We start from the raw sequence: 14,432 nt of genomic DNA, 5'->3' as shown, positions 1-14,432 counted from the left end.
AGGCAGTCTCTGTGACCGCCCGCAAGCCGTCCCGCAAGTCGTCCGAGCCCATCGAGGTCCCGCCCACGGCCAAGCCGGTGACCACCGAGGTCACGGCGGCCGCCCCGGCCGAGCCCCCCGCTCCCGCCCCGGCGGCCGAGCCCTCCGACCCGCCTCCCGCCAAGCGCCCCCGGGCCCGGAAGGCGACCGCGGCGGCCACCGGAGCCCCGCCCCGCCCGCGGCGCGGCGGAGGCAGCAAGAACGTCCTGCCCGCGACCGCCCTCGACGAGGCGGACCGGGGCCGGCTGCTCGCCGGTGAGCACCACGACCCGCACGGCGTCCTGGGCGCGCACCCGGTCCCGGCCGGAGTCCTCTTCCGGGTGCTGCGCCCCTTCGCTCGCTCGGTGACCGTGCTGGTCGAGGGCAAGCGGACCGGGGCCGAGCTGCAGAGCGACGGCGACGGCTTCTTCTCCGGGGTGCTGTCCCTGCCCGCCGTGCCCGAGGGGTACCGCCTGCGGGTCGCCTACGAGGACAACACGATCGAGGTGGACGACCCGTACCGCTTCCTCCCGGCCATCGGTGAACTCGACCTCCACCTGATCGGCGAGGGCCGCCACGAGGAGCTCTGGACGGCGCTCGGATCCCAGCCTGCGGAGCACCAGGGTGTGACCGGCACCCGCTTCACTGTGTGGGCGCCGGACGCCCGCGGGGTCCGGGTCGCGGGCGACTTCAACTACTGGGACGGCACGGCCTTCCCGATGCGCTCGCTCGGCTCCACCGGCATCTGGGAGGTGTTCCTCCCCGGTGTCGGCGAGGGCGCCGTCTACAAGTACGACATCTGCCGGCCCGACGGGTCGCACACCCAGCGGGCCGACCCGATGGCCCGTCACACGGAGGTCCCGCCGGCCACCGCCTCGGTGGTCACCGCCTCGCACCACGAGTGGCAGGACGCGGACTGGATGGCGCACCGCGGCGACCGCCCGGTGCACGAGGCGCCCTTCTCCGTCTACGAGATCCACCTCCCGTCCTGGCGGCCGGGCCTGTCGTACCGGCAGCTGGCCTCACAGCTCCCCTCGTACGTGAAGGAGCTGGGCTTCACCCACGTCGAGCTGATGCCGGTCGCCGAGCACCCCTTCGGGGGGTCCTGGGGCTACCAGGTCACCGGCTTCTACGCGCCGACCTCCCGCATGGGCACCCCGGACGACTTCCGCTTCCTGGTCGACGCGCTGCACGCCGCGGGCATCGGCGTCCTCATGGACTGGGTGCCGGCCCACTTCCCGCGCGACGACTGGGCACTCGCCGAGTTCGACGGCCGCCCGCTGTACGAGCACTCCGACCCGAACCGGGCCGCGCACCCGGACTGGGGGACCCTGGAGTTCGACTACGGCCGCAAGGAGGTCCGCAACTTCCTGGTCTCCAACGCCACTTACTGGTGCGAGGAGTTCCACATCGACGGCCTGCGGGTCGACGCTGTCGCCTCCATGCTCTACCTCGACTACTCACGCGAGGAGGGCCAGTGGTCGCCGAACGAGTTCGGCGGCCGGGAGAACCTGGACGCGGTCGCCTTCCTCCAGGAGATGAACGCGACGGTCTACCGGCGGAACCCCGGTGTCGTCACGATGGCGGAGGAGTCCACCGCCTGGGACGGCGTCACCCGCGCCACGGACTCCGGCGGCCTGGGCTTCGGCCTGAAGTGGAACATGGGCTGGATGCACGACTCCCTCGTGTACATGTCGAAGGAGCCCATCCACCGCAAGTACCACCACAACGAGATGACCTTCTCGATGGTGTACGCGTACAGCGAGAACTACGTGCTGCCGATCTCGCACGACGAGGTGGTGCACGGCAAGCAGGCACTGGTCAGCAAGATGCCCGGCGACTGGTGGCAGCAGCGTGCCAACCACCGCGCCTACCTCGGCTACATGTGGGCGCACCCCGGTAAGCAACTCCTCTTCATGGGACAGGAGTTCGCCCAGGGCGCCGAATGGTCCGAGGGCCACGGCCCGGACTGGTGGCTACTCGACGAGACCTACGAGGCCTCCGGCGACCACCGGGGCGTGCGCACCCTGGTCACGGACCTCAACGCGGTGTACAACGCGCTGCCCGCGCTCTGGCAGCGGGACACCTCCCCGGAGGGCTTCAGCTGGATCGACGGCGGGGCGGCCGAGGACAACGCGTTCGCGTTCGTCCGCTACGACGCGGACGGCTCCCCGCTGATCGCGGTCTCGCACTTCTCCCCGGTGGTGCGCGACGACTACCGCATCGGCGTACCGGACGGCCCGGAGGCGTGGGTCGAGGTCCTGAACACGGACGCGGCGCGGTACGGCGGCAGCGATGTGCGCAACGAGGGTCCGCTGAAGCCGGAGGCGGTACCGGCCCACGGCAGGGAGACGAGCCTGACGCTCACACTCCCGCCCCTGGCGACGGTGTGGCTGCGGCCGGCCTGACGGCCGGGACCCGAGGAGGGGCCCGCACCGCCCCGGGGCGGTGCGGGCCCCTCGCCGTGCGGGGCGGTGCGGGCCCTCGCCGTGCGGGGCGCTCGGGGTCAACCGCCGAGCAGCGTCCCGGCCACCGCCGGGAGCACGTCCTCCAGCTCCTGGAGCAGCCGGCGCTTGGGGCGGGCGCCCACCATCGACTTCACCGGTTCGCCGTCCTGGAACACCATCAGCGTCGGCATCGACAGCACCGCGTAGCGGCTCGTGATGTCCGGGTTGTGGTCCACGTCGATCTGGACGACCTTGACCCGGCCGGCCTCCTCCCTGGCGATCGAGCTGAGCACCGGGGCGAGCTGGCGGCAGGGGCCGCACCAGTCGGCCGTGAATTCGACCAGGACCGGCAGACCGGCCCCCAGGACCTCTTCGTCGAACGTCGTGTCGGTGACCTCGGCCACACCCTCTGCGTGGATCATCCCTCGTCCTCCCATGTCAGTTCACATCGTGGTTCGGGGCCGCCCGGCAGTTCCGCGGAGACCTCCAGCTCGGCGCGGGCCAGCTGGACACCCACCTCCGTACGGACCGACTGCAGCTGGCCGATGAGCGCGTCCAGCTCGCCGAGCTTGCGGCGGTAGACGGCCAGCGAGGCGGGGCAGGCGTCGCCCGCCGGGTGGCCGGCGCGGAGGCAGTCGACGAAGGGGCGGGTCTCCTCCAGGTCGAACCCGAAGTCCTGGAGGGTCCGGATCTGCTGGATCAGCCGCAGATCACCCTCGTCGTACGTGCGGTAGCCGTTCTTCGCGCGGCCTGCGTGCAGCAGGCCACGCGACTCGTAGTACCGCAGCGTCCGTGTCGTCGTCCCGGCGCGTTCGGCCAGCTCCCCGATTCGCATACCGCGACGTTAATCCTTGACGTCGGCGTCAAGGCAAGGCAGGCAGGAAGACGCCGGGGAGCACCTTCGGCCTTGACCGCCGCCCGGGTGCGTCCACAGAACTCCGAGGGGTCAGGCAGATCTGAGGTAGCAGGTGTAGGAACCCTTCACCAGCCAGGCGGAGTCGCCGCTGCGGACGTAGACGTCGTCGTCCGCGGGCCGCCGCGGGAACGTGACGACGCGGCCGGTCCGGAACCCCCGGACCGGCCGCGTCGTCACGTGCTACGCCTTGACGAGCGAGGGCTGCTCCTCGTCGCCGTCCCTGGCCTCGGGGACCTGCGGCTCGCCGGTGTGGACGTCGTCCGTCATCGTCTGCTCGTCGAACGGGAGGGCGCCGGAGAGGACCTGGTCCACCCGCTCCCGGTCGATCTCCTTGGTCCAGGTGCCGACGAGCACCGTGGCCACCGCGTTGCCCGCGAAGTTCGTCAGGGCGCGGGCCTCGCTCATGAAGCGGTCGATGCCGACGATCAGCCCGACGCCGTCGACCAGTTCGGGGCGGTGGGACTGGAGGCCGCCCGCGAGGGTCGCGAGACCGGCGCCGGTGACGCCCGCCGCGCCCTTCGACGCGATCACCATGAAGACAAGCAGCGAGATCTGCTCACCGATGCTCAGCGGGTCGCCCGTGGCGTTGGCGATGAAGAGCGAGGCCATCGTGAGGTAGATCGCGGTGCCGTCGAGGTTGAAGGAGTAGCCGGTCGGCACGGTGATGCCGACGACGGGCTTGCTGACACCCATGTGCTCCATCTTCGCGATCAGCCGCGGCAGGGCCGACTCCGACGAGGAGGTGGAGAGGATCAGCAGGAACTCACGGCCCAGGTACTTCAGCAGCGAGAGGATGTTGACCCCGGCCACCAGGCGCAGGATCGCGCCCAGGACGACGAACACGAACAGCGCGCAGGTGACGTAGAAGCCGACCATGATGATCGCCAGGGACTTCAGCGCGTCCACGCCGGTCTCCCCGACCACCGCGGCCATCGCGCCGAACGCGCCGACCGGAGCCGCCCACATGATCATGGCGAGGATGCGGAAGACGAGGCGCTGGATGTGGCCGATGCCGCGGAGGACCGGCTCTCCGGCCGAACCCATGGCCTGGAGCGCGAAACCCGCGAGCAGGGCGATGAGCAGGGTCTGGAGGACCTCGCCCTCGGTGAAGGCCGACACCATGGTGGTGGGGATGATGCCGAGCAGGAAGTCCACGGTGGACTCGCTGTCGCCCGCCTGCGCCTCACCGGCGGCGCGGGCCGCGTCGGTGAGGTGGAGGCTGGATCCGGGCTCCAGGATGTTGCCGACGACCAGGCCGATGGCCAGGGCGACGGTCGACATCACCAGGAAGTAGCCGAGGGCCAGACCGCCGACGGCGCCGACCTTGGCGGCCTTCCGTACCGAGCCGACCCCCAGCACGATCGTGCAGAAGATGATCGGCGAGATCATCATCTTGATGAGGTTGACGAAGCCTGTGCCGATCGGCTTGAGCTCCACGGCGAAGTCCGGGGCCACGAGGCCCACCGTGATGCCCAGCACCACGGCGGCGATCACGGCCAGGTAGAGATAGTGGGTGCGGTCCCGTCGTGCGGCTTTCTCTGCCACGGGGGTCTCCTCGGGTATGCGTCGGCTCCCCGTCCCTGGGGGCCCCGGTGACTATTCACTTCCCTGTGACGGCCGTCACCCTTGCGTTCATATCGTTCACAGACGCTTATCGGCCACCTTGGGCCGGTGGGTCCCGCCGTGCAGACTGTGAGGCATGCGCCTGCCCCGGACCCTCCCCCGCAGCCTGGCCGGCCAGCTGTTCGCGATGCAGGCCCTGCTCGTGGCAGCGGTCGTGGCCGGGTGCGCCTTCTTCGCGTACGCCTCCGGCCGGTCCCAGGCGGAGGAGACCGCGGCCCGCCAGGTGCGGGCGGCCGCCCTCGCCATGGCCGGATCGCCTTCCGTGCGGGAGGCGATCCGTACCCCGGACCCGTCCGGAGTACTCCAGCCGTACGCGGAGCAGGTCCGCGAGGACACCGGGATCGCGTTCGTCACGATCATGGACCCCCGGGGCGTCCGGTGGACCCACCCCGACCCCTCCCAGATCGGCAGGAGGTTCATCGGGCACACCGAGCGCGCACTGCTCGGCGAGACCTTCGAGGAGACCTACACCGGGACCCTGGGGCCTTCGATACGGGTGGTCACTCCCGTACGGGACGGGGGCAGGATCGTGGGCCTGGTGAGCGCGGGCATCACCGTCGAGCGGGTGTCCACGCAGGTGCGGGAGCAGCTGGGGGCCCTGGGGACGGCGGCGGGGGGCGCCCTGGCGCTCGGGGCGCTCGGGACGTACGTGATCAACGCGAGACTGCGGCGGCACACGCACGGGATGAACGCCCGGGAGCTGAGCCGGATGCACACCTACCACGAGGCCACGCTGCACGCGGTGCGCGAAGGGCTGATCATGCTGGACGGCCGGCGCCGGGTCGCCCTGATCAACGACGCCGGCCGGGAGCTGCTGGGGCTGGCCCCGGGGTCGGTCGGACGCAGGATCGACGAGCTCGCGCTGCCGAAGCCGCTGACCGGGGCCCTCCTGGCGTCCGAGCCGCGGGTGGACGAGGTCCACCTCACGGCGGACCGGGTGATCGTCGTCAACACCAGTCCGGTGGTCGGCGGTGAGCGGCGCGGCACGGTCGTGACCCTGCGGGACCACACGGAGCTGCAGGCGCTGTCCGGTGAGCTCGACTCGGAGCGCGGCTTCACGCAGGCACTGCGCTCGCAGGCGCACGAGGCGGCGAACCGGCTGCACACCGTGGTCTCGCTCATCGAACTGGGACGGGTCGACGAGGCGGTGGAATTCGCGACGGCGGAGCTGGAGCTGGCGCAGGTCCTCACCGACCGGGTCGTGGACGCGGTCGCCGAACCGGTGCTCGCCGCCCTGCTGCTCGGTAAGGCGGCCCAGGCCAACGAGCGGGGCGTGGAGATGGTGCTCGCCGAGGACAGCCTGATCGACGACGGAGCGCTGCCGCGCTCGCTGGCCCCGCGGGACCTGGTCACGATCCTCGGCAATCTGATCGACAACGCGGTGGACGCCACGTCCGAGACGGCGACGGGCACCGCCGGCGCCCCACTCCCCGCGCAGCGGGCCGCGACGCGCGCCCTGGTCACCGTGACGGCGCGGACGGAGGCCGGGGAGCTGCTGCTGCGGGTGGCGGACACGGGCGCCGGGATCGGCCCGGACGACGCGGACGAGGTGTTCCGTCGCGGCTGGACGACCCACGGCACCGGTCGCGGCCTGGGCCTGGCGCTCGTACGGCAGGCGGTCCACCGCAACGGCGGGACGGTCACGCTGGGCCGGGCGCCGGACGGCGGAGCGGAGTTCACGGTGCGGCTGCCGCTCGCCGGCCGTACGGCGGAGGTGGTCGCCCCGTGATCCGGGTGCTGGTCGTGGAGGACGACCCGGTGGCGGCCGACGCCCATCAGCTGTACGTGGACCGGGTGCCCGGTTTCGAGGTGGCGGCTGTCGCCCACTCCCGGGCGGAGGCCGTCCGCGCGCTGGAGCGCACGGAGGTGGACCTGCTGCTGCTCGACCTGTACCTGCCCGACGGGCACGGTCTGCAGCTGCTGCGCTCGCTGCGGGCGGCGGGGCACGGTGCGGACGTCATCGCGGTGACGTCCGCGCGCGACCTGGCGGTGGTGCGGGAGGGCGTGTCGCTCGGCGTCGTGCAGTACGTGCTGAAGCCGTTCACGTATCCCACGCTCCGGGACCGGCTCGTGCGGTACGCCGAATTCCGGGCGGCGGCCGGTGAGGCGAGCGGCCAGGAGGAGGTGGACCGGGCGCTCGGCGCCCTGCGGGTCGCGGACCCGGCCGCACTGCCCAAGGGGCTGAGCGGCCCGACGCTGGAGGCGGTGACCCGGGCACTGCGGGAGGCGCCGGACGGGGTCACCGCGGCGGCCGCCGGCGAGGAGCTGGGGATCTCCCGGATCACCGCCCGCCGCTACCTGGAGCATCTGGTGACGGTGGGCCGTGCCGCGCGGCGGCCCAGCTACGGCCAGGTCGGCAGGCCCGAGCTGCACTACCACTGGGTGGCTGAAACCCGCTGATGGCCCGGAGTGCCACCGGGAGGCACGCTAGGAGGATCATACGAAGGGTGAACTGATAGGAACAGCCTGTAGCCAGGCCGTTCCCGGCCTTCTACGGTGGGGCCGTGCACCCCACCCCGCCCTTCAACGCCCCCGCCGCGCGCCGCCTCCGCGAGGCGCTGGGAATGGCTCCCGGACATGTTGCGTACGGGCTCGGCGCCCAGTACGGACTGCGGATCACGGCCGAGACCGTGATGGCCTGGGAGCGCGGCACGGCCTTGCCCGGTGAACGCGAACTCATGGCCCTGGCCGGGGTGCTGTGGTGCGCGCCGGGCGAACTGCTGGCCGCCGCGAGCTCGTTGCGCGACCACCGGCTGGCTCGGGACCTCGCGGTGGACGAACTGGCGCGGACGCTCGGGATGACGGTCGCCGCGTACCAGCGGATCGAGGATTCGGGCCGCTGGCGCGGCAACGAGCGCCAGGCCGTGTCGCTCTGCGAGGCGCTGGACATGTCGGCCGCCCAGTTCCTGACCGCGACCGGCCGGAACGAGGAGCTGGCGGGCCTGCTGACCAGGGCGGTCACCACCCGCTGGCAGGCGTACGTCCGCCCCGTGGACAAGCTCGTCCCGCTGGACCGGATCCTGGTCCAGGACGTGCTGGAGCAGCTGCACAGCGACTACCAGTCCCTGATGGTGTCGACGCTGAGCTGGAACACCACGGGCCGGGACCGGGCCGGGACCGGGGGCGAGGAGGGCCGGGTGTTCCTGGACCGGGTGGTCGAGGAGTTCTGGCGGACGGCGGGCATCTGAGCCCGGAGGGCGGACGCCGCTCCGGCCCGCCGGGCGGGGTCACGGAGGGTGATCCCCGGGCGCGCCGGGAAACGGGAACGGCCCCGGGCCGTCCGCGGGGGACGGCCAGGAGCCGCGTGCGCCTGCTGCCGGGGCGGGCTCAGAAGACCGACTCGGCCTCGTACATCCGGTCGCTGGGAACGGTCTTCAGACGGGTCACGGCGTCCGCCAGCGGGGCCATCACGATCTCGGTACCGCGCAGCGCCGTCATCCGGCCGAAGTCACCGCGGTGCACGGCCTCCACGGCGTTCCACCCGAAGCGGGTCGCGAGCACCCGGTCGTAGGCGGTCGGCGTACCACCGCGCTGCACATGGCCGAGGATGACCGGCCGGGCCTCCTTGCCGAGGCGCAGCTCCAGCTCGGCGGCCAGGCGGTTGCCGATGCCCTTGAACCGCTCGTGGCCGAACTGGTCGATCTCGCCCTTGGCGTACGGCATGGAGCCCTCGGCCGGGTGCGCGCCCTCGGCGACGCAGATGACGGCGAACTTCTTGCCGCGTGCGAAACGTTCCTCGACCATCTTGACCAGGTCGTCGACCTGGAAGGGCCGCTCCGGCAGGCAGATGCCGTGGGCACCGCCGGCCATGCCGGACTCCAGCGCGATCCAGCCCGCGTGGCGGCCCATGACCTCGACGACCATGACCCGCTGGTGCGATTCGGCCGTGGTCTTGAGCCGGTCTATGGCCTCGGTCGCGACGCCCACGGCCGTGTCGAAGCCGAAGGTCCGGTCGGTGGCGGAGATGTCGTTGTCGATGGTCTTCGGCACGCCGACGACGGGCATCCCCGCCTCGGCCAGCATGCGGGCCGCGGTGAGCGTGCCCTCGCCGCCGATAGGGATCAGCGCGTCGATGCCGTAACGGAGGGAGAGCTCCGCGCAGTTCTCGGCGGCCTCGCGCAGCCGGTCGCGCTCCAGCCGTGCCGAGCCGAGGATCGTGCCGCCGCGGGCCAGGATGCCGCTGACCGCGTTCAGGTCGAGGGGCCGGAAGTGGCCGTCGAGCAGCCCCTTGAAGCCGTCCTCGAAGCCGATGACCTCATCGCCGTGCCCCACGACGGCGCGGTGCACGACCGACCGGATCACAGCGTTCAGGCCTGGGCAGTCGCCGCCTGCGGTGAGAATTCCGATGCGCATCCTGCTCTGTCTCCTGCTCGCTAGTGCCATGCATTCCGGGGACCCGTCGAGAAACCCCCGTACCGTGAGCCACGACGATTGTCCCACGCCCGGCCGGGCACCCGCGCTTCCGGCTCCGTCGGCGGGGACCGTCCGGGGCCCGGGAGCGCCCTTTCCGGGCAGGGTGCCCGGGGGGCGGGCCACCTGCCCCGGTAGGTATCGTCAAAGGGACAATGCCAGCCAAAGAGGACGGGAGACCACGCGTGGCGCGCAGCGTGTACGTGACCGGGATCGACCGGGGGGACGGCCGTCAGGTCGTCGATCTGGGAGTCATGGAGCTACTGACGCGTCAGGTGGACCGGGTCGGCGTCTTCCGCCCCCTGGTCCATGACGGCCCCGACCGGCTGTTCGAGCTGCTGCGGGCCCGCTACCGGCTCTCACAGAGCGCCGAGACCGTCTTCGGACTGGACTACCACGAGGCCTCGGCGGTCCAGGCGGAAAAGGGCACCGACGAGCTGGTCTCCCTGCTCGTCGAGCGCTTCCACCGGGTCGCCCGCGACTACGAGGTGGTACTGGTCCTCGGCAGCGACTTCGCCGCCACCCAGCTCCCCGACGAACTGGCCCTGAACGCCCGCCTCGCCAACGAGTTCGGTGCCTCGGTGATCGCCGTGGTCGGCGGCAAGGGCCAGGACGCCGGTTCCGTGCGGGCCGAGACGCGCAACGCCTACCGGGCGTACGCGGGCCTCGGCTGCGACGTCCTGGCGATGATCGTGAACCGGGTGGCGTCCGAGGACCGCTCGGACATCGCCGAGCGGCTGAGGGCGCAGCTCCCGGTCCCCTGTTCGGTGCTGCCGGACGACCCCGCGCTCTCCGCGCCCACCGTCGCCCAGATCACCACCGCACTGGACGGAACGGTTCTGCTCGGTGACGACTCGGGCCTGGCCAGGGACGCACTGGACTTCGTGTTCGGCGGTGCCATGCTGCCGAACCTCCTGAAGGCACTGACCCCGGGCTGCATGGTCGTCACCCCCGGCGACCGTGCGGACCTCGTCATCGGTTCGCTCGCGGCGCACAGCGCGGGCACACCGCCCATCGCGGGTGTCCTGCTGACCCTGAACGAGCGCCCCGGCGAGGAGATTCTCCGGCTGGCGACCCGCCTGGCGCCGGGCACCCCGGTCGTCGCGGTGGCCGGCGGCTCATTCCCCACGGCTGGGGAACTCTTCGCCCTCGAAGGCAAGTTGAACGCCGCCACGCCCCGCAAGGCGGAGACCGCCCTCGGTCTGTTCGAACGCCACGTGGACACCGCCGCCCTGCTGGAGCGGATCTCGGTGGCCCGCAGCGGCCGGGTCACCCCGATGATGTTCGAGCACGAACTGCTGGAACAGGCCCGCTCCGACCGCCGCCGGGTCGTCCTGCCGGAGGGCACCGAGGAACGCGTCCTGCGCGCCGCCGACGTGCTGCTGCGCCGCGACGTCTGCGACCTCACCCTCCTCGGAGACGCCGACGTCATCCGCAAGAAGGCCGCCGACCTGGGGATCGACCTCGCCGGGACCCAGATCGTCGACCCTCGGACCTCCGAGCTGCGCCAGGGCTTCGCCGAGCGGTACGCCGAGCTGCGCGCGCACCGCGGGGTGACGGTGGAGCTGGCGTACGACGTCGTCTCGGACGTCAACTACTTCGGCACACTGATGGTCCAGGAGGGCCTGGCCGACGGCATGGTCTCCGGCTCGGTGCACTCCACGGCGGCGACGATCCGGCCGGCCTTCGAGATCATCAAGACGAAGCCCGAGGCCTCGATCGTCTCCTCGGTGTTCTTCATGTGCCTCGCCGACCGGGTCCTGGTCTACGGCGACTGCGCGGTCAACCCGGATCCCGACGCGGAACAGCTCGCGGACATCGCGGTGCAGTCCGCGGTCACGGCGTCCCGCTTCGGCGTGGACCCCAGGATCGCGATGCTCTCGTACTCGACGGGCACCTCGGGCACGGGCGCGGACGTCGACAAGGTGCGGGAGGCCACGGAGCGGGTACGCGCCTCACGGCCGGACCTGAGGATCGAGGGCCCGATCCAGTACGACGCGGCGGTCGAGCCGACCGTCGCCGCGACCAAGCTGCCGGCGTCGGAGGTGGCGGGCCGGGCGACCGTGCTGATCTTCCCGGACCTCAACACCGGCAACAACACCTACAAGGCGGTCCAGCGCTCGGCGGGCGCGGTCGCGGTCGGCCCGGTCCTGCAGGGGCTGCGCAAGCCGGTCAACGACCTGTCCCGCGGCGCACTGGTCCAGGACATCGTCAACACGGTGGCCATCACGGCGATCCAGGCGCAGGGCGAGGAATGACCGCGATGACCACCGTCCCGAGCAGTGAAGGTTCCCGCTCCATGAATGACGCCCACCGCGTACTCGTGCTCAACTCCGGCTCCTCGTCCGTGAAGTACCAGCTGCTGGACATGCGTGACCGCTCGCGGCTGGCCACCGGCCTGGTCGAGCGGATCGGCGAGTCCTCCTCCCGGATGGTGCATACGCCGCTGACCGGCGGCGAGCCCCGCGAGCGCACGGGCGGGATCGCCGACCACGAGGAGGCCCTGAAGGCCGCGGCCGCCGAGCTGGCGGCCGACGGGCTCGGGCTGGACTCCCCCGAGCTGGCGGCGATCGGCCACCGGGTGGTGCACGGCGGGCTGAGGTTCAGCGAGCCCACCGTGATCACCGACGAGGTGCTGGAGGAGATCGAGCGGCTCGTCCCGGTGGCCCCGCTCCACAACCCGGCGAACATCACCGGCATCCGCACCGCGCAGGCGCTGCGCCCGGACCTGCCGCAGGTGGCGGTCTTCGACACGGCCTTCCACACGACGATGCCGGAGTCCGCGGCGCGGTACGCGATCGACGTCGAGACCGCCGACGCCCACCGCATCCGCCGCTACGGCTTCCACGGCACCTCGCACGCCTATGTCTCGCGCAGGACGGCCGAGCTGCTGGGGCGGCCGGTGGCCGACGTGAACGTGATCGTGCTGCACCTGGGCAACGGCGCCTCTGCCTCCGCGGTGGCGGGCGGGAAGTGCGTGGAGACGTCCATGGGACTGACGCCCCTGGAGGGGCTGGTCATGGGCACGCGTTCGGGAGACATCGACCCCGCCGTGACCTTCCACCTGAAGCGGGTGGCGGGGATGTCGGCGGACGAGATCGACGTCCTGCTGAACAAGAGGAGCGGACTGGTCGGCCTCTGCGGCGACAACGACATGCGGGAGATCCGGCGCAGGGTGGACGAGGGCGACGAGCGTGCCACGCTCGCGTTCGACATCTACATCCACCGTCTGAAGAAGTACATCGGCGCCTATTCGGCGGTCCTCGGCCGGGTGGACGCCGTGGTGTTCACGGCGGGGGTCGGGGAGAACTCGGCGCCGGTGCGGGAGGCTGCGCTCGCGGGACTGGAGGGATTCGGCCTGGTCGTGGACGCGGACCGCAACGCCGTACGGTCCGGCGAGCCGCGGCTGATCTCGCCCGACGGCGCACGGGTCGCGGTCGCCGTCGTGCCCACGGACGAGGAGCTGGAGATCGCCGGACAGACCTTCGCGCTGGTCCACAACTGAGCGGCCCCGCGCCCCTTTGTATCTTCCACCAGACGGAATATTCCGCAGTGAAACAAACCGATAGGATCCGCCTCATGCGCCGTTCCAAAATCGTCTGCACCCTCGGTCCCGCCGTCGACTCCCATGAGCAGCTCGTCGCTCTGATCGAGGCCGGCATGAGCGTGGCCCGTTTCAATTTCAGTCACGGTTCCCACGAGGAGCACCAAGGCCGTTACGACCGCGTCCGCAAGGCCGCCGCCGAGACCGGCCGCGCGGTCGGTGTCCTCGCCGACCTGCAGGGCCCCAAGATCCGCCTCGCGAAGTTCGCCGAGGGTCCCGTCGAGCTGGTCCGCGGGGACGAGTTCGTCATCACCTCCGAGGACGTCGCCGGCGACAAGTCGATCTGCGGCACCACCTACAAGGGACTGCCCGGCGACGTCACCAAGGGCGACCCGATCCTGATCAACGACGGCAACGTCGAGCTGAAGGTCGTCTCGGTCGACGGCCCCCGGGTCACCACCATCGTCATCGAGGGCGGTGTCATCTCCGACCACAAGGGGATCAACCTCCCCGGTGCGGCGGTCAACGTCCCCGCCCTGTCCGAGAAGGACGTCGAGGACCTCCGGTTCGCCCTGCGGATGGGCTGCGACATGGTCGCGCTGTCCTTCGTCCGGGACGCCGAGGACGTCAAGGACGTGCACAAGGTGATGGACGAGGAGGGCCGCCGGGTCCCCGTCATCGCCAAGGTCGAGAAGCCGCAGGCCGTCGAGCACATGGAGGGCGTCGTCGCCGCCTTCGACGCCGTGATGGTCGCCCGTGGCGACCTCGCCGTCGAGTATCCGCTCGAGAAGGTCCCGATGGTGCAGAAGCGCCTCATCGAGCTGTGCCGCCGCAACGCCAAGCCGGTGATCGTGGCGACCCAGATGATGGAGTCGATGATCACCAACTCGCGGCCGACCCGCGCCGAGGCGTCCGACGTCGCCAACGCGATCCTGGACGGCGCGGACGCGGTCATGCTGTCGGCGGAGTCCTCCGTCGGCGCGTACCCGATCGAGACGGTCAAGACGATGTCGAAGATCGTCGTCGCCGCCGAGGAGGAGCTCCTGTCCAAGGGCCTCCAGCCGCTGGTGCCGGGCAAGAAGCCCCGTACCCAGGGCGGTTCGGTGGCGCGCGCCGCCTGCGAGATCGCGGACTTCCTGGACGGCAAGGCACTGGTGGCCTTCACCAAGTCCGGTGACACGGCCCGCCGCCTCTCCCGCTACCGCGTGGCACAGCCGATCCTGGCCTTCACCACGGAGGAGGCGACCCGCAACCAGCTCGCGCTGAGCTGGGGCGTCGAGTCCTACGTCGTGCCGCACGTGGACAACACGGACGCCATGGTCGACCTGGTCGACGCCGAGCTGCTGAAGCTGAACCGCTACAGCGACGGCGACACGATGGTCATCACCGCCGGCTCGCCCCCCGGCGTCCCCGGCACCACCAACATGGTCCGGGTGCACCACCTGAGCGGCGACCGCGCCTGACGCGCCCCGCG

The 14,432-nt window shown here is 71.5% G+C and carries 12 protein-coding genes; 7 read left to right on the top strand and 5 right to left on the bottom strand.

Annotated features, from left to right (window positions below; genetic code table 11):
• The first annotated feature begins 11 nt into the window (after positions 1–11).
• Positions 12–2,426, top strand: a complete 2,415-nt coding sequence (glgB, locus tag ACFUNE_RS07605) for a 1,4-alpha-glucan branching enzyme (RefSeq protein WP_383563635.1) — start codon at positions 12–14, stop codon at positions 2,424–2,426.
• A gap of 98 nt (positions 2,427–2,524) precedes the next feature.
• Here the strand turns inward: glgB and trxA are convergent, their stop codons facing one another.
• The 4 genes from trxA to ACFUNE_RS07585 all read right to left on the bottom strand — a co-directional run bounded on the left by trxA (position 2,525) and on the right by ACFUNE_RS07585 (position 4,926).
• Positions 2,525–2,887 (bottom strand): thioredoxin, encoded by a 363-nt coding sequence (gene trxA, locus ACFUNE_RS07600; RefSeq protein WP_383563632.1) that lies wholly within the window; start codon positions 2,885–2,887, stop codon positions 2,525–2,527.
• Positions 2,884–3,300 (bottom strand): MerR family transcriptional regulator, encoded by a 417-nt coding sequence (locus tag ACFUNE_RS07595; RefSeq protein WP_383563630.1) that lies wholly within the window; start codon positions 3,298–3,300, stop codon positions 2,884–2,886. The genes trxA and ACFUNE_RS07595 overlap by 4 nt, the downstream gene beginning before the upstream one ends.
• A 111-nt stretch (positions 3,301–3,411) precedes the next feature.
• The gene (locus ACFUNE_RS07590) at positions 3,412–3,558 is read right to left on the bottom strand and encodes a hypothetical protein (protein ID WP_383563627.1); all 147 of its coding nucleotides are present in this window, start codon (positions 3,556–3,558) and stop codon (positions 3,412–3,414) included.
• A 3-nt stretch (positions 3,559–3,561) separates the two neighbouring features.
• Positions 3,562–4,926 (bottom strand): cation:dicarboxylate symporter family transporter, encoded by a 1,365-nt coding sequence (locus ACFUNE_RS07585; RefSeq protein WP_383563624.1) that lies wholly within the window; start codon positions 4,924–4,926, stop codon positions 3,562–3,564.
• Positions 4,927–5,080: 154 nt separating this feature from the next.
• Here ACFUNE_RS07585 and ACFUNE_RS07580 point away from each other — a divergent pair, with 154 nt between their 5' ends.
• The 3 genes from ACFUNE_RS07580 to ACFUNE_RS07570 all read left to right on the top strand — a co-directional run bounded on the left by ACFUNE_RS07580 (position 5,081) and on the right by ACFUNE_RS07570 (position 8,192).
• Positions 5,081–6,733, top strand: coding sequence for an ATP-binding protein (locus tag ACFUNE_RS07580; protein WP_383563621.1), 1,653 nt, complete (start codon positions 5,081–5,083; stop codon positions 6,731–6,733).
• Positions 6,730–7,404 (top strand): response regulator, encoded by a 675-nt coding sequence (locus ACFUNE_RS07575; RefSeq protein ID WP_383563618.1) that lies wholly within the window; start codon positions 6,730–6,732, stop codon positions 7,402–7,404. The genes ACFUNE_RS07580 and ACFUNE_RS07575 overlap by 4 nt, the downstream gene beginning before the upstream one ends.
• A 164-nt stretch (positions 7,405–7,568) precedes the next feature.
• Positions 7,569–8,192 (top strand): helix-turn-helix domain-containing protein, encoded by a 624-nt coding sequence (locus ACFUNE_RS07570; protein ID WP_383564157.1) that lies wholly within the window; start codon positions 7,569–7,571, stop codon positions 8,190–8,192.
• A 139-nt stretch (positions 8,193–8,331) separates the two neighbouring features.
• Here the strand turns inward: ACFUNE_RS07570 and ACFUNE_RS07565 are convergent, their stop codons facing one another.
• Entirely contained in the window at positions 8,332–9,357 is a 1,026-nt protein-coding gene (locus ACFUNE_RS07565) for an ATP-dependent 6-phosphofructokinase (RefSeq protein WP_329232981.1), read from the bottom strand.
• 242 nt (positions 9,358–9,599) lie between these two features.
• Between ACFUNE_RS07565 and pta the strand changes: the two genes are divergently transcribed.
• The 3 genes from pta (at position 9,600) to pyk (ending at position 14,421) form a co-directional block, all read left to right on the top strand.
• Positions 9,600–11,672: a phosphate acetyltransferase gene (gene pta / locus ACFUNE_RS07560; protein WP_383563614.1), complete on the top strand. Its 2,073-nt coding sequence runs from the start codon at positions 9,600–9,602 to the stop codon at positions 11,670–11,672.
• 41 nt (positions 11,673–11,713) lie between these two features.
• Entirely contained in the window at positions 11,714–12,919 is a 1,206-nt protein-coding gene (locus ACFUNE_RS07555) for an acetate kinase (protein ID WP_383563611.1), read from the top strand.
• A 74-nt stretch (positions 12,920–12,993) separates the two neighbouring features.
• Positions 12,994–14,421 carry a pyruvate kinase gene (gene pyk, locus ACFUNE_RS07550; protein WP_383563608.1) on the top strand — a complete coding sequence of 476 codons (1,428 nt, stop codon included), beginning with the start codon at positions 12,994–12,996 and terminating at the stop codon, positions 14,419–14,421.
• Positions 14,422–14,432 lie beyond the last annotated feature (11 nt).

Origin of the sequence: Streptomyces sp. NPDC057287, from assembly GCF_042667905.1 — a bacterium.
GTDB lineage: Bacteria > Actinomycetota > Actinomycetes > Streptomycetales > Streptomycetaceae > Streptomyces.
Note: the sequence above shows the minus strand (reverse complement) of the source record. Positions and strands in the feature narration are given on the sequence as shown.

What these genes read in the sequence shown, in the direction of transcription:
- trxA (WP_383563632.1), bottom strand. Translation starts at nt 2,887, where the DNA reads ATGATCCACGCAGAGGGTGTGGCCGAGGTCACCGACACGACGTTCGAC.
- ACFUNE_RS07595 (WP_383563630.1), bottom strand. Translation starts at nt 3,300, where the DNA reads ATGCGAATCGGGGAGCTGGCCGAACGCGCCGGGACGACGACACGGACG.
- ACFUNE_RS07580 (WP_383563621.1), top strand. Translation starts at nt 5,081, where the DNA reads ATGCGCCTGCCCCGGACCCTCCCCCGCAGCCTGGCCGGCCAGCTGTTC.
- ACFUNE_RS07570 (WP_383564157.1), top strand. Translation starts at nt 7,569, where the DNA reads ATGGCTCCCGGACATGTTGCGTACGGGCTCGGCGCCCAGTACGGACTG.
- ACFUNE_RS07565 (WP_329232981.1), bottom strand. Translation starts at nt 9,357, where the DNA reads ATGCGCATCGGAATTCTCACCGCAGGCGGCGACTGCCCAGGCCTGAAC.
- ACFUNE_RS07555 (WP_383563611.1), top strand. Translation starts at nt 11,714, where the DNA reads ATGAATGACGCCCACCGCGTACTCGTGCTCAACTCCGGCTCCTCGTCC.
- pyk (WP_383563608.1), top strand. Translation starts at nt 12,994, where the DNA reads ATGCGCCGTTCCAAAATCGTCTGCACCCTCGGTCCCGCCGTCGACTCC.